The sequence below is a fragment of the Candidatus Enterococcus avicola genome (assembly GCF_047470845.1).
Lineage (GTDB): Bacteria > Bacillota > Bacilli > Lactobacillales > Enterococcaceae > Enterococcus_D > Enterococcus_D casseliflavus.
The window spans coordinates 195,859-214,311 of record NZ_JBLGTY010000003.1; the positions used below are offsets into that span (position 1 = coordinate 195,859).

The following is an 18,453-nucleotide window of genomic DNA, read 5'->3' on the forward strand; positions in this document are numbered from 1 at the left end:
TTATGGAGGTGGCAAATGTTATCAGGAATACCTAGAAAAGTGGCTTTGATGTCTCTTAGCTTTTTGATTATTACAGGTCTAATTGTATTTGTGTTAGGAAATTACCAAACGGATGTTGATTCGTTGACATTGACGGAAACATTACGCAGTACGGCGCTTGCCAATCGGGATGATTCGGCACGAGTGAATCAAGGTGATTTTTATTTAGACAAAGAAAGTTTTGAGAAAGACTTTGAACAAACGATCAAAAGACAAGGAACCTATCAAAACCGTTCGCTGACTATTGATTTTGAGTATTTGATGGCTTCAAACGAGAAAGGAATTAAGGCAATTCGTGTGTCGGTCTCTGATGGACGGAAGACAGACCAAGCAACGTGTATTTTGAGTACGCCAGAAAATGAGGAGGAGGGATGATTCGTTGGCATTAAAAATAACTGATGATAGTCAAGAAGAATTGCAAAAAGAAGCTACGGCGGTAAAAAAAGCTGGTACAACCGTGAAAAAGATCGTTAAAAAAATGGAACCAGTCCAAGATGCTGTAACGAACAAGCTGGTGGATGTACAAGCCAATGGCTTATTACCCAAAAAAGAAGAAACACTGTCTAAAAAAGATTTCAAGCGTGCAATATCTGATCAGCAATTAATGAGTATTCGAGAAGATTTGGTCAAGCACCACACGCAACTTATTTTAGATGCAGCAGTGGATCAATCCGCACGAGAGGAATTGTTAAAAATCGTAAGGAAGGAACAGCGATTAAGCATGCACGGCAAAGAAGTTGCGGAATATGTCGTCCAAGAAATTGTCGGTACAGGTTTTATCGAGAAAATTCTTTTAGATAATTCTGTCACAGATATTGGTTGGAATGGTACGTTTTTGACTGTCCAAGGAAGTGATTCGTATCAAGTGTTTTCAAAAGAAGACTTGGAGTTAAGTGATCCAGAAGGTTCCGTTTTACGGATTATTAATCGTTTTGCTAATTCCGAAGGAAAAGCATTTAATCCGTCAAGACCAATCTTGGATGGGGTATTCAATCATTTGCGCTTAAGTGCTGTGGATAAAAGCTTAAGCCCAAATGGAACAACGACTTCTTTACGAGTTGTAAGACCAAGATTGGCATTAACCGAGGAACATTTTGTTGACTTCGCACCTGAGTTTGTTCTTGACTTTTTTAAAGTAGTTATGCAAACAGGTGTGTGTATGACGATTGCTGGAGAAACAGGTTCTGGTAAAACTGAGTTGTTAAAATTGCTTATGTCGTTTATCCCTGAGCAAACACGGCAAATTGTAATTGAGGATGTTCAAGAAACACATATCAAGGAGCTTTTACCTGAACATGATGTTTTCGCATGGGTTACTTCTCCAGAAAAATCGATTGAGGATTTGGTAAAGGCGAGTTTACGTTTTTATCCAAAGTATATCAATGTTTCTGAAACACGTGGAGCAGAAGCGTATGAAATGATTCAAGCAGCGTTAACCGATCATAAAATTGTCACAACAATCCACGCAACCGATGCGTGGTCAATCCCACGACGGTTAGTCAATATGTGTAACTCAAAATATTCAATCAATGAAGAGGCAGTGACTGATGATGTGCTAACCTATTTTGATTTCGGTGTGCATATAAAAACCGTTCGATTAGTTGTGGATGAAGAGAAAAATATATTTAAAATCATTCGTTACTTGTCTGAGATTGTCGAGTTTTCACCGAATGGATCAAGGTCTATTTTTAAACAAAAATTTGCACATGGGCAATTTTATGTAACTACAGGTACGTTGTCGGAAGCTTTTCAAGAACGAATGGCAGAGAAATTTTTGTCATTTGATTTTCCAGAAATGGAGGAGGAAGAAATTCAAAAGTCTGAGGAATTATCGGCGATTATCAAAGATGTGGTGAAACGTCATGAAAATTAGCCAGATTGAAACACAGAAAAAGAACTACTTAGATTTAGAGGAACTTTATGCTCTAAGTGCGGCGTATGGAAATGGAATGCAGCGAAAAGAAGTGATGCGACTGATTGCTATGCCAGCTCTAGTGATAGGGGTCATGCTGGGATTATTAACATATCTTTGGTGGGTTGTGTTAATTGGAATGGCTTTTGGTGCTTGGTATGGGTATCGTAAAATCTTGCCTAAGATTGTACAAAGACGTTATGAAACAGAGGCTTTATCTGCTCGCAATCATTTTATGAACACGATGACGCAAGTTATGGCAGATCCAAGTAAAACAGTAATACGATCGATTGAGCATATCTTGCCACGTATGCGTGGTGAACTTCAAACCGATATGTCAGAATTAGTTGCCTCGTTAATGATTGGTGCAGATATGGAATTAGTGATTGAGACAATGGCAAAGCTGAATGAAAAATACGACGAAGATGTCTTGTTTTGCCAATATCTGGAACAATTGGAAACGACAATTCATGAAGGAAAGCATAATGTATCGTCCATGCAAGATTTGACCAAACACCACAACGATATGCTTCAAAAGCGCAAGTTATTTTTTGCGGCAAAAGATGACTATTTGCGAGGTGTGAAGCTGATGTCAACGATGATTATTGGTTTGATTGGTATGTTTCACCTATCGTCTTATGTCATGGGAAACAGTTTTGAGATGTATATTGACGGTTTTGCAAGAAGCATCTTGGGCTATGTCACTACTGGACTCTATGTGCCGATATATTTTCTAATTATTAACCGCTTTTTAAAAAATTATTTTGATGATTCGGTAATGGAAGTGACGGTGAGAACGAAATGACAACACGTAGTGCACAACATTTAGTTGTTGAGAATAAGCCGCCAATTTGGCTGCGGCTATTACCAGAAGAAATTGTCCGACAATTAAGAGAAATGAACAATAGCACGGTAGCGATTGCAAAATGGCAAAAGAAAAATATACAACGAGCATTTTTTTTGACGAGTTTGTTTTTACTATCAGGTTATTTTATCGATTGGCGCATAGCACCACTTGGTTTTGTGGTGAGTGTATTATTGTATCGCCAACAATTACAAACAGTCAAACGAGTCTATATGCAGTTTCGTTTTGAACGTCAGATGCAATTTGCCAAGTTTGCTCGATTGTTGATTCCACTCTTAAAACAAACAGAATCAGGGATTAATCTTTATCAAATTTTTAGCCGAGTCGTCCCACGTCTAAACTATCAAGTTGACAAAGATTTATTGATGGGCTTGATGAAAGACCTTTCGGATTTTCCCAATAGCATTCAACCGTATGAGGACTATGCGATGGCAGTGTCGGGCAGTGAGATGAGTATTTTGTTTATGAGTACACTCTATGATCTGGAGCAGGGAGCGATCAACTTACAAGTGATTGACCGACTCGGACAACTCGCTAGTGCCGAAATGATGCAAGGCATTGATCAAATCATTGCTTTCAAAATCAAACGATTCCAGTTGTTGTTTACCAAAATGATGACGAGTATCGTGGTGTTGATCGTTGGTTTTGCGCTGGCTTTGTTTCTCTATCAGATTGGTCAAGTCGGGTTTTATTTTTGAGGGGGATTTTCGTGAATCAAGAATCTGAGGAGTATCCATTGTGGCGAGTTTTATTGGCATTTTTATTATTTCTTGTTGTGATGGGTGTGAGTTTTTACTTTTTTCGTAGTACAGGTGTTTTGTTGATGATTTTAGTTTTATTGGCTATATCACACATTTTCAATCGAGAGGGGTGATCTAAAATGTTAGAACAACCAGTATCAGAAATTTTTCGCTATCTTTTCGGCATGATTTTAATGTGCTTTATTTTAAGTGTAGCGATTTTTTGTTACCAAATTCAAGAAGTCAATACGTTCCGCCAACAAGTCAACTATCGGATCGAGCGCCGAGGGGGCTTGACTGATGAAGCGATGGCAGAAATTACCGAGTATACAAATGACTATTACCAAGGGCGTTATATTGTGAGTAGTCCGCAAATGGGACAAAAAGTTCGTTTTGGTGACATAGTAAGTTATGAAATCGTTGGTGAATACCCACTGTTATTTGTCCCGATGCCGAATGTCTTTCTTACCATTGAAGGGCAAGCAATCTCTCAAGTGAGGTGAGGACATGGACCAAGAAAATATGACGGGTCGCTTATGGCTCTTTGTATTGGCGTTAGCGCTTGTGATTATCCTAACACCAATTATTTTGAACTATTGGGAAGTAATTCAAGAGATTTGGAATCAGTGGTTTAGTAATCGTCAGTTGAAGATGTAAAAAGGAGGAAAATTTTTTTGAAGAAAAAGTATAGTTTGCGATTTAGAGGAGTCGAAAAGCACCTTTATCGGAAGTACGGGTTTTTGCGAGGTGCAGATTATGGGGTATATGATGCCCAACAAGCCTTGGTCGAGTTACAAAAAAATCTGCGTGAAGGTACTTTTTTAACTGTGACCGTGAAAGACCTTGAAGCGTCTCAGACGTATCATTTTGAAGGTATTTTGATTGATCCAGTAGGGACGGAATTTAATTTGTTAGATGAATTACAGCGTCAATTATTAGAAGCAGGGGAAGCGATTGATGGCGCAAAAATTTACACAGAAATCAATCGTCAATTCAATACGGAAGCAGAAGCTGTCCGTCCTTCGCCACAAAGTTATGCCCAACCAGCAGTACCAGTATCAGCGCTACCTAAAAAGAATGTGCTGCAAAAAATGTTTCCATATTTGTTTAAACCAAAAACAGTGGGACAAGAACACCAAATCTACAATCAGCCGATTTTCTCGCCGAGAGAAGAGCCAGTGATTGATGATCCAGCACCACGAGTTACCAAAGCAACAGCTGTATCAGAGAAAGCACCAATCTACGACTATGAATTAGTGGTCGTGAAAACCAATGGGGAAGAAATTCGTTGCGAGTTTCAATCAGGAAATCCCAATGAGAGTCGAAACACAGCGCTGAAAACGTATTTTCCGATTGAAGGAAAATATCTTGTCGTTGATACGGAAAAAATTCTCGTTACAGAAATCAAGGCTTGTCGTCTAGAAAAGGTGGAAGCATTTGATATTTTCTCGTTACCTGAATATGCCGTTGGCGATGAATTTGAAGCTGTCAATACCTTCACTAGCCTGACGGAATTGCCAGAATAGAGGAGGTGTATACATGGCATTAAAAGTAATTGATGAACCAATTCAACAAGCCCCAAGAACCGCTGTAATCAAGAAAAGTAAGCTGCTGAAAGGAAAAAACAAACAAAGAAGTACGATTCCGTCAGGAAAGCGTACAATAGCGAAACGTACTCGTTATACGGTTTGGGGAATGATTGTTGTCCTTGGCTTAAGTGGTGTATTCGCATTTATCAAAGCGAATAATGTCTCTGCCAGTAATGCGCAATTATATGAACAAGTGGATGCAATGACAAAGAAACTAGAAACACTAACGGCGGTCTCGGTAGATGAACGAAAAACGGATGCTTATTTTGCTGAGTTTATTCCGCTTTTTATGAATCTTGATGCGGAAGACTACGACTCTAGAGTCGAGCGTGAACAGGCATTAGGATATTACTTTGAATCCACGAGTGATTATACGCTTGGCAATGACACGAATCGCCAATTGGAAGACTTCCGTTTGTATGAACTCAACCAAGCCCAAGAGGGGTTTGTAGCACGTTACTTTGTGCGGTATACAACCAGTGAACTCGAAGGAAGCAATCGTCAAACCTTTGAACACTTATTAAATATTCCCTTTGTAGAAGAAAATGGAGTATTTGCGATTACTGAATTTCCATATTTTGGTTTAGTGCCAGAAAACAGAGGTCTTGTTGCTGCAACGGAAAGTGCTTTGTCAGAACGGAACCAAGTCTCTTTTGCAGAAGTAGAAGGTCTCGAAGAATTTTTGGAACAATTCTTTAATAACTATGCGTCTAGCAGTGTAGAAGATATTGCCTATATGATGCAAGAGCCAATTTCACTGGATGGACAATTTGAGTATGTTCGTTCGGAGAATAAGGTTTACGAATTTGAGGATCAAGAGGAATTAATTGTGCAATCAGTGATTGAACTACAGTTGAACAATACTGGGTTGGCACACAAAGAACATATGACAATAACGATCTCAAATGATGGGGATCGTTTTTTTGTTGAAAAATTATCACATAGTATAGGAGGAATAGATTAATGCCAAGTTTATCAGCGCTTTTAGAATGGGTACAAAGAGAAGGAATCAATGCGGTATGGATTGTCATGGTTGGATTTGCTTTGAAATATCTATATGAACAAAAATGGAGTAAATTTGTGATCTTTTTACTTGCAGCAGGCGCAACTGCTTTTGTTGTGAACAATCCTAGAATTGTTTCGCAAGCCTTTGAAGCTGTTAGTAACTTGTTCTTTAGATAAGGGGCAATTATATGAAAGTTTGTTATAACTACAAGAAGATATTTGATGATCCGATTCGCGTGCGAGCTTTCGGGAATTTAATGTTGCCGATGGCGATTGAGTTAAATCGTGTGGTGCTTTTTTTCGTTCTGCTAGCAATCACTCATATCGTGTTTGGTGGCTTGATTGCAGTGATCAATCAGATTGCTGGAGGAACTAGATTTGCAATTTATTTAGGTTTACCTTATTGGACTTCTGGAAAACTGTTGAACTTGAATCCTGATGGGCAAAAAGTGTTTCCTTACCTGAGAGATTTATTGATCTATTTAGTTATCTTTAAATTGTTTAAGGTACGCTATTGCAATGAAGAAATGGTCAACGATGTTGGCAAAATTGTATTTGAGAAAGTAGGGGACGGAGTTTAAACTCTGTTCTCTTTTTTTTTAAAGGAGGAAAAAATGAAGGCAGTTAAGGAAATGATTAAATTAGCTCAAATTCCCTTTAAGGCAATCAAAGGCAATTTGATGTTTGATAAAAGCGGCTATGTGTGGGCGTATTATCGGATTATCGCTGAAGAAACCAATCCGAATAATTTTGAAGAGCTAGAAAAATTTAAGAAACGTTGGTCAACGATTTTTCGAAAAACATTGCCGAAATATGGCGAATTTGAGTTGGTAATGTATCCGAAAGATAAACAATTGACGGAACGTTTCAAAGAGTTTTCAAAGGATTTAGCACCTGAGTATCACCGTTTAGGATTAGAGTATATGGGTAGAACAGTTGCAGGTTTGAAAAGTGAATTGGGTGAAATTACGGAACCAGATTTTGTGTTAGGTGTCCGATTAAAGGATATGTATGGGAATGAAAATCCAATTGAATCCATAAAGAGGGTCACGGACGAGGTGAGTGATCAAATTCTCTCGTTATTAGGGAAAAAGGTTGTAATGGAAGAGGATGAATTAGAAAAAATTCAACCAATCGAAGAAGAGTTGTTTCGTTCTTTGCGTAGTCGAAGGGCGGCTCGTTTAACCGAAGATGAACTGATTTATTTGAATCGGCTCTCTTTTATTGGTGGACTTCCCCACGAAAAGAAAAACGAAGATTTTTCCCAAGCACGAATCAGCGAAGCGATTGTCGATGCAGGCAAAGACGTTGGCTTTATTCACTTATCTTCTGATCTGGGCAATAGCGTTGTGTCCTATTTACCTATTGCCGACTTTGAAGAAAACAACATTGCCTATAATCACCTCTATCAGGTTGCCCAACAGATGGACTTCCCTTGTGATTTTCGGATAAAGGCGCATTATCCTGACCCTAAAGGGGTGACAGGTTTTTCTTCGAAGGTTATGATCCAAAAAAATCGTCACAAGACTGAAGCCAAAGAAGCAAGGCTTGCAGGAGAATCTGCGAGTGACCGTATCAAAAGTAATGCCCAAATGGTGAATCATATTAGTAATGAACTAGAAAGTGGCGAACCGCTTATCGCTTGGATGGGCTGCTTTGTGATCATAGGAAAAAGTCGGGAACAAAACAAACGTCGTGGTGATGCGTTGATCAATGCGATGAAGAGCTTAAAAATCAGTGTTGTCCGCCCAAGTGCCAAACAAGCACAATTGTTCTATCGGTGCTTGTTTAGTGCGTCTGTTGAATCAATGTCTGATTGGATGCAAGTGACGAATGGACACGGATTAGCTGAGACCTTGTTTGCGGTCACAAATAGTGCAGGTACACGATCGGGCTGGTATTTGGGTCGGATCGATCCTTTTTTAGAATCAGAAACGTTAAAAGGTAGTATCCAGTCTTCTAGAAATAGTGTCTTCTATAATATGTTGGTTGCCAATCAGGGTCAAGAAGGAGCAATTACAGATAGTCCGCACGTCGCAATTACGGGCGAGACAGGAAAAGGAAAGTCCTATTTAACTGGAATGTTATTCTTTTATTCGTCGTTACTGGATGCAAAAGTATTGTATATCGATCCGAAAAATCAAGTTGCCAAGCAATTTAAACGAACTGCCAATGATCCAGTGATTCGACAAAAATTCCCGAGCTTCGTGACATATTTGAATTCCATTAATTACGTGACTTTAGATGCAACAAAAAAAGAAAACCATGGCGTCCTAGACCCGATTGTCTTTTTGAATGGTGTGGAAGCCAAAGATACTGCGCAAGCAATGATTCAATCGATTTATAACTTGGATAATCGAGAAGAGGTAGAAACTGCGATCAACGAAGAACTCGACAAAGTCATTGAAGAACGTGAGCTTGGAGAAAAAGTCGGTCTATTAACGGTGATTCGGCGTTTACATGACTATGAGGATCAAGTGATACAACGTGCAGCTAAGTTGTTGTTTTCTAAAATTCAAAACAGTATCTTGCATTTAGGTTTTAGTGATGGTGATTCTAATGGTTTGGATTTGAATCATAAGTGTACGGTACTGGGAATTGCAGGGCTGAATCTGCCTGAACCGCATGTACCCGTCAAAGACTATTCAGAAGCCAACAAAAAATCAACCTGTTTGATGCTACCATTAGGCAAGTTTTGTGAAAAATTCGGGAATCAAAATGAAGAACAGTATACGATTGAATTTTTTGACGAGGCGTGGATTCTGGCGAAAGCCAAGGGCGGTCGAGAAGTGTTGAAAGCCATGCAGCGTGTCGGACGATCATTTTGTAATATCCTTGTCTATTCTACTCAATCAGTCAAAGACGTTGGAGATGATCAAGATACAAATAGTTTTGGTACAATGTTTGCCTTTGATTGGCAATCTGAACGAAGTGATATTTTGAGCCATATCGGAATTGAAGTTAATGAGCGTAATTTGACGCTGGTCGAGAATATGAAGAAAGGGCAATGCTTGTTCCGAGATATTTATGGGCGTACGGCAAAACTAAGTATTCATAATCTTTTCCCAGAATGGCACCATGCCTTGCAGACAGTGAAGAAAACAGCTTCAAGTGAAGCTGAAAAACAGTTTGCTTAAAGGAGGAGTGTATGGAAATTAAGAAATACTTTAAATGGTTGGCGCTATTCTTGTTATTTTTTACTCTGATGACAACGGTTAGTGCCGATGCAGCACCGACACCAATCAATCCTGATCAAGAATCAAGTGTGACTGATAAAGCGGAACAATATAGCTTAGATTCTTATCAGAGCTACATGTTTGAAAGACCACGTTTTTTTCAAAATTTAGATATCGCAAATTGGTTAAATGGTGGTGCCAATCTATTTTTTGATTTAAATAAAATAGTGTACTCAATGTTTCGAACAGGGATAGATTTGTTTGGTAATGCGAATGTTGTCAACGATTATGTTTCTGTTTTTACAGCATATTCTAAGTCAATGTACGATTCACTGTATCGGGATTTTGGGTTAACAATCATTATTGCGATGGCGTTGTACTGTTTGTATCTATATATCATTAGATCGCCTCAACAAGCCGCAAAACAGTTTTTTGCTTTTTCAGCGGTAGTGGTTATGAGCATGGTTTGGAACAATAGTGCGACGACAATTATTCGTGATTTTAATTCTCTAACGGAAGAGGTTCAGGGGAACTTAATTCGAACAACAAGTAATGCACAATCTACCAATGCCGCAACACCAGTAACTCATGCTCAAAATACATTATTTGAACTAGCGATTGAAGAACCGTTCTTATTGATGAATTTTGGAATGGCAAATAGAAGTGATGTCATATCAGAATATGAAGCAAGCACTCTTTCTTCTTTATTGTTTCAAGGTGAATGGGATGAAAAGAAAGATGAAGATATTAAAGATTTTGTAGAAGAGATGGCAGATGATAATGTATTTATGACGACTGAAAAAGCAGGTTGGAAATTCGTTGTTGGCTTTCTATCACCGATTACTACCATTGTGCTTGGTACACCGATCTTGATCATTCAAGTATTAAATTTACTAACAGGTGTTATGGCACTGGTGGTGGCAGCTTTTATCGGATTAGCGATGTTTATTAGCATGATTCCGAAATTCCGAGGGGCATTTCTCAAATCTTTGCAAACCCTGATTGGTTTGTTTGGGGTAAGAGTTTTGTTAGGTATTTCATTCATGATGTTAGTGTCCGTGATCAATGTAGTTCGTGGCGTGATTCCAGCAGATGGAGTTGCCAACTATTTATTACAAGTCATTGCGATTACTGTAACTCTCGTGGTAATTTGGAAAAATCGTGATAAGATTTTTAGAATGATTTCAGGTGGTATGATTTCAAGTACCGATGGTGGGATCTGGAATAAAGCGAGTGCGCCATTTAAGAAAAAAGCTAAGGATGCGGTGAAGCTTGGTGCAGATGTCGCAGGTATGGTAACTGTTGGTATGCCATTAAGTGAAGTAGGGGGGCATGTCGCTGAAAATGTGAAAGAAAATGCCTATGATATTTTCGCGGATCGTCAAGCATTCAAACAGCATGAGCAAGATAAACACACGCAAGTTGCGGTAGATGATTATTTTGATACTGTTGATCGAGCGAAAAGTGTTATCGACGAAGAAAATCAAGCGAAAAATCAGCCAACAGAAACTACTTTAGAAGATGTCAGTTACCAACAGGCAGCAACGGAAGAAATTTACACCGATGATGTGGCGCTAGATGCAGATGCCGTTCAAGCCGAAATAAATGAACTAATGGCAGATGATATCCATTCTACGAGTGATGATTTTGAGGAAATCGATACCCTTGGAGTCGAGAACGCAGAAACAGAAAACGTAGAACAGGCAGAAATCAATGAGTTGGAAGCGACAGATGTTCAATCTACGAATGATGATTCTAAGGGAATTGATGAGATTGAGATTGATTATGCGGAAACAGAAAACGTAGAACAAGCTGAAATTCAAGAATTGGAAGCAACAGATGTCCAACAAACGAAAGAAGATATCGCACCAATCGATAGAATTGAAATTCAAAATGCGGAAACAAAAAACGTAGAACAAGCTGAAATTCAAGAATTGGAAGCAACAGATGTTCAACAAACGAAAGAAGATATCGCACCGATCGATACAATTGAAATTCAAAATGCCGAAACTGAAAATGTAGAACAAACAGAAATCAATAAGTTGGAAGTAGCCGACGTACAAGCGACTGGTGTAGGATTTGGAAATGAGGAACGCCAAGCGGAAGTATTAGAGTCGTCCGTTATCGAAGGAACAAATCCTGAAATAACGTTGAATCCATTGGAAACTATGCCAGAAATCAAATTAGGTTCACCTGATGTATCGATGGAGTATCTTGATCAACAAACAAACGAGTTTTTTAATCATTTAGAAAATGAAACATTGGTACAAGCCAATAATGTGTTTGAAACAGAGACTGAAACTAACCATGTGTCGGCAGTTTCTGAAAGTGTTGAGCAGCCAGAACAAGTTTTTGAGAGGATTGGTGTGGATTTTCAAGACGAAGTGAATCAACTTGCGGCGGACTCCAAGACTTCGTTTGATGCGTTATTCGCAGAAGTGCGAGGTGAATAAATGATCAAAAAATATATACTATCTGCGTTATTGCCACTGTTTTTTGTAGGCGCTTTACTGATTTTATTTGCAGGAGGCTATGATCAAAGTCAGAAAAAAGGCGCTGATATCTCTTTTGAAGGAGCTTATGGGAATGTCGATTTAAGTGAGGCAGTCTTGCGCTGGAAAAGTGAAGTTGAGCGAGTAGCAAGGGAACATGATATTTTAGATCAAGTACCAATACTATTGGCGATGATGATGGTTGAAAGTGGAGGAAAATACCCAGATTTATTTCAATCAAGTGAATCGCTAGGTTTGCCTGTCAATACGTTAAACGAACGAGAGTCTATTGCACAAGGAGTGAAGTATTATGCGCAAGCTTTAGCAATGGCGCGAGAAAATGAAGTGGATGAGTGGTCAGCAGTACAAAGCTATAATTTTGGGCTGTCTTATATTTCATTTATCGCTAATAATGGCAAACGCCATACAACTGATTTAGCGGAACGATATTCGAGAGATGTGGTGGCGCCAAGCTTAGGTAATATAACGGGTGTGAAAAATGTGTATATCAATGCAGTATCGATTGCGGATGGACGCACGTACCAATACAATAACGGCGGAAACTTTCACTATGTCGGTCTTGTCCGACAATTTATAGTTGTTGGTGGGACAGGAGAATATATCTTACCGCTTGATCCGCCTAATATCAGTTCTTGGTTTGGTTGGCGAATCCATCCGAACAATGGCGGAAGAAATTTTCATCGTGGGATAGATTTTGCCCATCCGCAAGGGACACCGATTCTAGCCATTGCAGATGGTGAAGTAATCTTTTCAGGATGGCATGATTCATGGGGAAACTACGTTCGTATCCGTCATGGAAATGGTCATTGTAGTTTATACGCCCATAATGTGAGTAATAGTGTACGGGTTGGTGATCAGGTGAAGCAAGGGGATGTAATTGGACTTGTAGGAAGTACTGGGAACAGTACTGGACCACATCTTCATTTTGAGTACTCAACAAGTGATAGTTTAGGCGAAGATGTTTTATTAGACCCAGCAGAAGTACTTGGTTTGAAATGATAGGAGGAGTTGTGTGAAAAAAATAGGTTTAATCATTACCAGTATTTTAATGATAGGTGTTGCTGCGTTCTTTATAATATCAAATGAAAAAGTTGATATGGAAGGGAGCAATCCGATTGAAGAATCAAAACATTATTTTGATTTTCGACCTAGTCCGAATGTTTCGGTTTCTTCTTCTGAGTCGTCAATAGAGCAAACGGAGGCTTCCAATTATGTAGTCGACATTCTCCCAATCGAAGAAAAGGAAGAAACTGGAAGTACGGCGATGGCATTTTTGGATGTGAATCATAAACTATTTGATGCATATTATGGTGAGTGGTCAATGGAAGAACGAAATCAACAATTGAGGAATATTTTGTTAGAGTCGTTACACGACGAGTACCTTTTTACAGATGATGGAGAGATTTTTTCAGGAAGTATCACTGAGTATAGCTATCAGTCTTTTCATAGTCAAGAAGAATCCAATCGTGCGGCTGTCGTCAATGTACTGGAAATGATTGTTGATGGTTTAGAACAACGGTTGTTAGTAACGGTGGATTTAGAATTAGATGGTAAATGGTTAATTTCAGGCTTGAACTTTGAGTTGATCTATGGGTAAACTAGTATCAAATGCTAGGGAATTTGTTAGATAAAAGGAGAATTTTATGGGAAAGAGAATAAAAATAGGGTTGTTGTTGGTTGCGATAAGTCTTTTTGTTTTAGTCGGCTGTGGTAATAAAACGAATAAGGACGTTCAAGAGGTCATTGATGCGATAGTAGATGAACGGAATCAAAGATATGAAGAGCATGATTGGGGAGAAGATGACCTTAGTCTCAAGGTCTATTACAGTGAGCTGCTCGATGCATATGTGGTGCATGCTTTTGTACCTCGGATTTCAGATCGTGAGTCTAGCAGAGGAGAAATAAAGCAATCAGAACGTCTGTATTCCTACCATTTGAAAGAGTTAGATTGGACTAGCTCTATCAGCCAATTACCAAGTATTCTGACCGAAGGCAACTATGAGGAAGTTTATCGTAGTGGAAAATTTGTTGAATAAAATAAATGAAGTGAGTACCAGTGAGGAAATTAATCCTTGCTGGTATTTTTTTTAGGAGGAGTACCTTATAATGGAAACATGTACAAAACAAGATTTGATGAAGAAAGGATATCGTGAATATCAAGCAAGAGAAATAATTCGTGAAGCAAAGTTAATGTTAGTAAAAAGGGGCTGCCCTTTCTATTTAAGTAAAGGGAGAGGGAGAGTGCCGAAGTGGGCGATTGAGGAAATTTTGGGTTACGAACTTGAGACGGGTGAGGTATCTCAAAATGGGTAAAAAGCAAAATGTTTATAAGGATTCAAATGGATTTTATTTCAAAGCTAATCTAGGGAAGGATCCAATTACTGGAAAAAGACTTACTAAAACGAAAAGAGGTTTTAAGACAGAGGCAGAGGCATATCGTGCGTATATGGTTTTTATGTTGAATCAGACACAAGCTAACGATCAAGTGGTTTCTGATTCAGATAGTAAAGAAAATATGACTTTTAAGGATTTTAGGGATCAGATATATTTGGATTGGTATAAATCGAGAGTTAAGCCGAACACATTTAATCCAAGAAAATACTGTTTGCTGAAAGATTTTAAAGATTTTGAAAACAAGAATATGCGTGATATTAGTGTTTTGGATGTGCAGATATTTCAAAATAAGCTTTTATCAAGTGGTGTGTGCGGATCATATATTAATTTGTTGTGTTCTTTAATGGCTGGTATATGGGATAGAGCAAAAATCTTTGGGTTTGTTGAAGAAAATCCATTTCGTGCATTAGGAAGAATAAGGGTTGAAAAGAAAAAGATCAATTTTTGGACGTTGGATGATTTCAAAGTTTTTGAGAAAAGTATTTTTACAACTAATCTCGAGAATAAAATTATGTTACTAGAAAATCTATCGCAAACTGAATACTATGATTTTTTTCACTATTTATTTTATCGCTTTTTGTTTTTCACTGGCTTAAGATTTGGGGAGAGCGCTGCATTATTGTGGGAAAATGTTGATTTAGATGAAGGAAAAATCAAGGTGCTATATACAGTTGGTAATCGATCCAAAAAAAAGTCGGAACAATATCTATCTACTCCAAAATCGAAAAGTAGTGAAAGAACATTATTTATTGATAACAGGACGATTTTATTATTAAAAAATTGGAGATATTATCAACATCGTTCTGGTGACATAAAATTAGTGTTTAGCCATGACGATGTATTCATTGATGGAGCTTGGATGGGTGTCAAGTTCAAACGCTTACAAGAGAAGTTTGGTCTTCCTAGAGCTACGTTGCATGATTTGCGGCACTCACATGCTAGTTTACTTATTCATATGAAAGAGAATCCTAAAATGGTTCAAGAAAGATTAGGTCATGCCAAGATTGAAATGACATTAGATATATATTCTCATTTGTATCCGACAGAGAATTTTGATATTGTTGATCGTTTAAATACGATCAGCGGTAGAGAATAACGTACTATAATAGAAGCAAAATATTGGGAAATGTTCTCACGAATGTTCTCACGAGAAAATAAAGGGGCTGTATCCGTTGATAGCAGTGGATTTGTTTCCCTTGTTCATGTTTTTAGCGTATACTAAAGACATGAACTTTTTTATTTTGGAGGGATCTGCATGGAATTAGGATTTATCGGTACTGGTGTCATGGGTCAAGCGATGGTTGGTCATCTCTTAGCTGCAGGACATACAGTGAATGTTTACAATCGGACGAAAGAAAAAACTGATGAACTCGTTGCGAATGGAGCAATTTGGCGTGACACCCCAACAGAAGTTGCATCAGAAAGTGAAATCATCTTTACAATGGTTGGTTATCCATCCGACGTTGAAGAGGTTTACTATGGGCCTCAAGGGATTTTTCAAACGGCTGTGACGGGCAAAACATTGGTGGATTTTACCACCAGTACACCTGATTTGGCAGAACGAATCTACCAGACAGCGAAGGAAAAAGGAGCAGCGAGTATCGATGCGCCAGTTTCTGGTGGGGATCTTGGTGCGAGAAACGCTACGCTAACGATTATGGTTGGTGGCGATGAAGAAGCTTACCAACAAGTAAAACCACTTTTTGAAGTATTAGGAAAGACGTTTCAACTTCAAGGAGGGGCAGGGAAAGGTCAGCACACGAAAATGGCCAATCAGATCATGATTGCCGGAACCATGACGGGGATGACAGAAATGCTGGTCTATGCGAACCAAGCGGGTCTTGATTTACCACGAGTGATTGAAACCCTTTCTGGTGGTGGGGCAGCCAATTGGTCCATGACGAATTATAGTCCTCGTATCCTAAAAGAGGATTATTCACCAGGCTTTTTTGTCAAACATTTCATCAAAGATTTGGGGATCGCTTTGGATGAGGCTAAGAAGATGGGATTGGATTTGCCAAGCACCACTTTAGCTAAAAAATTGTATGATCAGTTGGCTGAAAAAGGCTTCGAAAATGACGGAACGCAGGCGCTGATTAAACTTTGGTGGCAAGATGGAAAAAAATCTTAAAATGACAAAAAAAATACGAAAAATCAATGCAAGATAGAGGATGTTTTGATACAATATAACGGACAGAAAAAGGAGGCTTACGAATGAAAAGTTCGCAATTAGTCGCTATCATCAAACGTTTAGAAGCGATGGTCGAAGCGCAAGACAATGAAGTTCAAGTACGTCGTTTTGAAAAAGAAGGCGTCGAAAAATGTACCGTTACTTATGACAATTCGACAGAAACGTTTGAATTAACGGAAGCAGAATCAAGTCAATCTTATCAATTTGATAACGTTGATATTGTAGCCATGGAAATCTATGATTTGATCCAATAAGAATGAGTGGGACGTTCGTCGTCGCTTTCTCATTTCTAAACAGCAAGCCTACTTGGGCTTGCTGTTTTTTATTTATCTGCTGCTTTTTCTTGGCGATACAAGTGATTAAGGATGATCCCTAATGGATCGAGATCTTCCGGGGCTAAAGGAAGCGCAGCGCTTGCTGGCGGGAGTGGCTGGAATGTTTCCTCGGGAGAAAGAACTTTTGTTTGGATCAACTTGCCAAAGCTAACTTGATAGTATTTGATTTGAGTCGTCTGTGATCCTGGCTCCTCTAAGTCAAGGAGAATAGAAAAAATCACTTCTGGTTCTTGAATAAACTGATTGACCCTCACGATTTCTTGGTAAAAGCTTTGTGCTAAATGGATCTGGCGCTGCAGTACACTAGCTTGTTCAAACAATAGGTGATCAATCAGATATGCTAAGCGTTTTTTAAGGAGTGAAAAACAGTCGGTCTTCTTTCCTGCAAAAAAACAGCCGATCTCCCGCCACTTCTCTTCCAAGGGATACGCATCCATTTGAGGGAGCTGCTTACGTAAGGTTAATAGCGTCAGTTCGTTGACAGTCGGCAATTGAAAGGTTTCTGACAATAATTGAAACAATGCTGGCAATTTTTTTGTTTGCCGAAAGGGGCCATAACTGCCAATTTGGGGTGTTTGAGTGATCGTGAAGGTATGATTCGTCAAGTCAACAAAGCAATAGTTGGCTGAATGGTTCATTTGTCGGTTGTAGATAGGATGAAAAGCTTGGATCAAACGACATTCAAGTAATAGTGCATCCAATTCTGTATCTGTTTCGATCGTTTCAAAATCAACGACATTATAAACAAGTCGAAGTACCTTATTGGCATGCTGCTGATTTTTTCGGAAGTAAGAAACGACACGCTGTTTCAATGATTTGGCTTTTCCTACATACAAGACTTCGTTGTGCTGATCTTTCATTAAATAAACACCAGGCTTTTCAGGCAGTGCATTTGCTTTGTTTTTTAGAAACTCTTTGTTCGGATTCATCGATCGTTCCTCTCCTTCCTTCAAAGAGTAGCAGATGAAGCGTAAGAGAGCAACGTTTGTTGGCTATTGACAAGAAAAAATTAGAAATAGAGTGGAGGCAACAAAATGATAAACTTTGACATTCAAAGGAAATTTCTCTATAACGGAAACGGATTATTTTGTCAACTCGCAGCTTTTAAAATCTTAGAAAATCAATTCTTAAATAAAAATGCGCTTAAAAATAAAAAAAGTTCGAAAAAATTCTTGCATTTCTCAATAACTTCCGATATAGTTTGACTATCAAATGATTTGATTATCAAAGTATTCGGATGGTGAAGGTTATGGAACCCAATTTAGAAACAGTTAATGACTACTTAGTCAGCGTCTTTAATGACATCTTAGTGATTGAAGAATCTGAATTGAAAAAATCTCAATTCAAAGACCTTTCAATTACCGAAATGCATACCATCGAAGCCATCGGGATGTACAAAAAAAAGACCACGACTGAAGTTGCCAAAGAGCTTTCGATCACTGTTGGGACTTTGACCATCGCGATCAATCGTTTGGTGAAAAAAGAATATGTAGAACGGATTCGCAGTGAAGATGATCGGCGAGTCGTCAAACTAGGTTTGACGAAAAAAGGAAAACTCCTTTATCGTGTTCATCAGCATTTTCATCGTGAGATGGTGAAAGGTGTCTTGAGTCAGATGTCTCCTGAAGAGGAACAGGCACTGTTGAAAGCACTGAAAAATCTGCATGACTTTTTACAAGATTATAAGTGAGAAT

General features: G+C 38.7%; 21 protein-coding genes. 20 read left to right on the forward strand and 1 reads right to left on the reverse strand.

The annotated features are described in order from the left end of the window. The first annotated feature begins 15 nt into the window (after window positions 1-15). The 19 genes from ACI3E5_RS04535 (at window position 16) to ACI3E5_RS04625 (ending at window position 16,678) form a co-directional block, all read left to right on the forward strand. Window positions 16-414: a pXO2-26 family protein gene (locus tag ACI3E5_RS04535; RefSeq protein WP_395997276.1), complete on the forward strand. Its 399-nt coding sequence runs from the start codon at window positions 16-18 to the stop codon at window positions 412-414. Window positions 415-418: 4 nt separating this feature from the next. Then, window positions 419-1,912: an ATPase, T2SS/T4P/T4SS family gene (locus ACI3E5_RS04540; protein WP_498820914.1), complete on the forward strand. Its 1,494-nt coding sequence runs from the start codon at window positions 419-421 to the stop codon at window positions 1,910-1,912. Further along, window positions 1,902-2,756: a hypothetical protein gene (locus ACI3E5_RS04545; protein WP_498855852.1), complete on the forward strand. Its 855-nt coding sequence runs from the start codon at window positions 1,902-1,904 to the stop codon at window positions 2,754-2,756. Before ACI3E5_RS04540 ends, ACI3E5_RS04545 begins: the two co-directional genes overlap by 11 nt. Then, window positions 2,753-3,514 (forward strand): hypothetical protein, encoded by a 762-nt coding sequence (locus tag ACI3E5_RS04550; RefSeq protein ID WP_498820917.1) that lies wholly within the window; start codon window positions 2,753-2,755, stop codon window positions 3,512-3,514. Before ACI3E5_RS04545 ends, ACI3E5_RS04550 begins: the two co-directional genes overlap by 4 nt. Before the next feature lie 182 nt (window positions 3,515-3,696). Further along, the gene (locus ACI3E5_RS04555; RefSeq protein ID WP_270276376.1) at window positions 3,697-4,059 is read left to right on the forward strand and encodes a hypothetical protein; all 363 of its coding nucleotides are present in this window, start codon (window positions 3,697-3,699) and stop codon (window positions 4,057-4,059) included. Between the two features lie 4 nt (window positions 4,060-4,063). Further along, window positions 4,064-4,213, forward strand: a complete 150-nt coding sequence (locus ACI3E5_RS04560; RefSeq protein ID WP_270276375.1) for a hypothetical protein — start codon at window positions 4,064-4,066, stop codon at window positions 4,211-4,213. A gap of 17 nt (window positions 4,214-4,230) precedes the next feature. Beyond that, the gene (locus tag ACI3E5_RS04565; RefSeq protein WP_270276374.1) at window positions 4,231-5,082 is read left to right on the forward strand and encodes a hypothetical protein; all 852 of its coding nucleotides are present in this window, start codon (window positions 4,231-4,233) and stop codon (window positions 5,080-5,082) included. 13 nt (window positions 5,083-5,095) lie between these two features. Next, window positions 5,096-6,109: a conjugal transfer protein gene (locus tag ACI3E5_RS04570; protein WP_270276373.1), complete on the forward strand. Its 1,014-nt coding sequence runs from the start codon at window positions 5,096-5,098 to the stop codon at window positions 6,107-6,109. Next, window positions 6,109-6,327, forward strand: coding sequence for a TcpD family membrane protein (locus ACI3E5_RS04575; protein WP_270276372.1), 219 nt, complete (start codon window positions 6,109-6,111; stop codon window positions 6,325-6,327). The genes ACI3E5_RS04570 and ACI3E5_RS04575 overlap by 1 nt, the downstream gene beginning before the upstream one ends. Before the next feature lie 11 nt (window positions 6,328-6,338). After that, window positions 6,339-6,731, forward strand: a complete 393-nt coding sequence (locus ACI3E5_RS04580; protein ID WP_270276371.1) for a TcpE family conjugal transfer membrane protein — start codon at window positions 6,339-6,341, stop codon at window positions 6,729-6,731. 33 nt (window positions 6,732-6,764) lie between these two features. Next, window positions 6,765-9,287: an ATP-binding protein gene (locus ACI3E5_RS04585; protein ID WP_498820921.1), complete on the forward strand. Its 2,523-nt coding sequence runs from the start codon at window positions 6,765-6,767 to the stop codon at window positions 9,285-9,287. Between the two features lie 11 nt (window positions 9,288-9,298). Beyond that, the gene (locus ACI3E5_RS04590; RefSeq protein WP_270276369.1) at window positions 9,299-11,779 is read left to right on the forward strand and encodes a CD3337/EF1877 family mobilome membrane protein; all 2,481 of its coding nucleotides are present in this window, start codon (window positions 9,299-9,301) and stop codon (window positions 11,777-11,779) included. Continuing rightward, window positions 11,780-12,838 carry a lysozyme family protein gene (locus tag ACI3E5_RS04595; RefSeq protein WP_270276368.1) on the forward strand — a complete coding sequence of 353 codons (1,059 nt, stop codon included), beginning with the start codon at window positions 11,780-11,782 and terminating at the stop codon, window positions 12,836-12,838. It begins immediately after the preceding gene. 13 nt (window positions 12,839-12,851) lie between these two features. Beyond that, on the forward strand, window positions 12,852-13,436 hold the full coding sequence (locus tag ACI3E5_RS04600; RefSeq protein WP_270276367.1) for a hypothetical protein: 585 nt from the start codon (window positions 12,852-12,854) through the stop codon (window positions 13,434-13,436). A gap of 46 nt (window positions 13,437-13,482) precedes the next feature. Next, a complete protein-coding gene (locus ACI3E5_RS04605) occupies window positions 13,483-13,875 on the forward strand; it encodes a hypothetical protein (protein WP_270276366.1) in 393 nt (130 codons plus the stop codon). 70 nt (window positions 13,876-13,945) lie between these two features. Further along, window positions 13,946-14,152, forward strand: coding sequence for a DUF3173 family protein (locus tag ACI3E5_RS04610; RefSeq protein ID WP_016620367.1), 207 nt, complete (start codon window positions 13,946-13,948; stop codon window positions 14,150-14,152). Further along, window positions 14,145-15,329, forward strand: coding sequence for a site-specific integrase (locus ACI3E5_RS04615; RefSeq protein WP_498820924.1), 1,185 nt, complete (start codon window positions 14,145-14,147; stop codon window positions 15,327-15,329). The genes ACI3E5_RS04610 and ACI3E5_RS04615 overlap by 8 nt, the downstream gene beginning before the upstream one ends. A 159-nt stretch (window positions 15,330-15,488) precedes the next feature. Then, window positions 15,489-16,364, forward strand: coding sequence for an NAD(P)-dependent oxidoreductase (locus ACI3E5_RS04620; RefSeq protein ID WP_194185297.1), 876 nt, complete (start codon window positions 15,489-15,491; stop codon window positions 16,362-16,364). A gap of 83 nt (window positions 16,365-16,447) precedes the next feature. Continuing rightward, complete coding sequence (locus tag ACI3E5_RS04625; protein ID WP_005225886.1) at window positions 16,448-16,678, forward strand: YkuJ family protein; 231 nt, start codon at window positions 16,448-16,450, stop codon at window positions 16,676-16,678. 68 nt (window positions 16,679-16,746) lie between these two features. Here ACI3E5_RS04625 and ACI3E5_RS04630 read toward each other — a convergent pair whose 3' ends face one another. Beyond that, a complete protein-coding gene (locus ACI3E5_RS04630; RefSeq protein WP_015509570.1) occupies window positions 16,747-17,688 on the reverse strand; it encodes a GIY-YIG nuclease family protein in 942 nt (313 codons plus the stop codon). Between the two features lie 320 nt (window positions 17,689-18,008). Between ACI3E5_RS04630 and fabT the strand changes: the two genes are divergently transcribed. After that, the gene (gene fabT / locus ACI3E5_RS04635; RefSeq protein WP_008378199.1) at window positions 18,009-18,449 is read left to right on the forward strand and encodes a fatty acid biosynthesis transcriptional regulator FabT; all 441 of its coding nucleotides are present in this window, start codon (window positions 18,009-18,011) and stop codon (window positions 18,447-18,449) included. Window positions 18,450-18,453 lie beyond the last annotated feature (4 nt).

Coding starts and splice junctions, on each gene's coding strand:
- ACI3E5_RS04620 (WP_194185297.1), top strand. CDS start 15,489: ATGGAATTAGGATTTATCGGTACTGGTGTCATGGGTCAAGCGATGGTT.
- ACI3E5_RS04545 (WP_498855852.1), top strand. CDS start 1,902: ATGAAAATTAGCCAGATTGAAACACAGAAAAAGAACTACTTAGATTTA.
- ACI3E5_RS04580 (WP_270276371.1), top strand. CDS start 6,339: ATGAAAGTTTGTTATAACTACAAGAAGATATTTGATGATCCGATTCGC.
- ACI3E5_RS04625 (WP_005225886.1), top strand. CDS start 16,448: ATGAAAAGTTCGCAATTAGTCGCTATCATCAAACGTTTAGAAGCGATG.
- ACI3E5_RS04560 (WP_270276375.1), top strand. CDS start 4,064: ATGGACCAAGAAAATATGACGGGTCGCTTATGGCTCTTTGTATTGGCG.
- ACI3E5_RS04550 (WP_498820917.1), top strand. CDS start 2,753: ATGACAACACGTAGTGCACAACATTTAGTTGTTGAGAATAAGCCGCCA.
- ACI3E5_RS04630 (WP_015509570.1), bottom strand. CDS start 17,688: ATGAATCCGAACAAAGAGTTTCTAAAAAACAAAGCAAATGCACTGCCT.
- ACI3E5_RS04615 (WP_498820924.1), top strand. CDS start 14,145: ATGGGTAAAAAGCAAAATGTTTATAAGGATTCAAATGGATTTTATTTC.
- ACI3E5_RS04535 (WP_395997276.1), top strand. CDS start 16: ATGTTATCAGGAATACCTAGAAAAGTGGCTTTGATGTCTCTTAGCTTT.
- ACI3E5_RS04595 (WP_270276368.1), top strand. CDS start 11,780: ATGATCAAAAAATATATACTATCTGCGTTATTGCCACTGTTTTTTGTA.
- ACI3E5_RS04585 (WP_498820921.1), top strand. CDS start 6,765: ATGAAGGCAGTTAAGGAAATGATTAAATTAGCTCAAATTCCCTTTAAG.
- ACI3E5_RS04570 (WP_270276373.1), top strand. CDS start 5,096: ATGGCATTAAAAGTAATTGATGAACCAATTCAACAAGCCCCAAGAACC.
- ACI3E5_RS04610 (WP_016620367.1), top strand. CDS start 13,946: ATGGAAACATGTACAAAACAAGATTTGATGAAGAAAGGATATCGTGAA.
- ACI3E5_RS04590 (WP_270276369.1), top strand. CDS start 9,299: ATGGAAATTAAGAAATACTTTAAATGGTTGGCGCTATTCTTGTTATTT.
- ACI3E5_RS04555 (WP_270276376.1), top strand. CDS start 3,697: ATGTTAGAACAACCAGTATCAGAAATTTTTCGCTATCTTTTCGGCATG.
- fabT (WP_008378199.1), top strand. CDS start 18,009: ATGGAACCCAATTTAGAAACAGTTAATGACTACTTAGTCAGCGTCTTT.
- ACI3E5_RS04605 (WP_270276366.1), top strand. CDS start 13,483: ATGGGAAAGAGAATAAAAATAGGGTTGTTGTTGGTTGCGATAAGTCTT.
- ACI3E5_RS04575 (WP_270276372.1), top strand. CDS start 6,109: ATGCCAAGTTTATCAGCGCTTTTAGAATGGGTACAAAGAGAAGGAATC.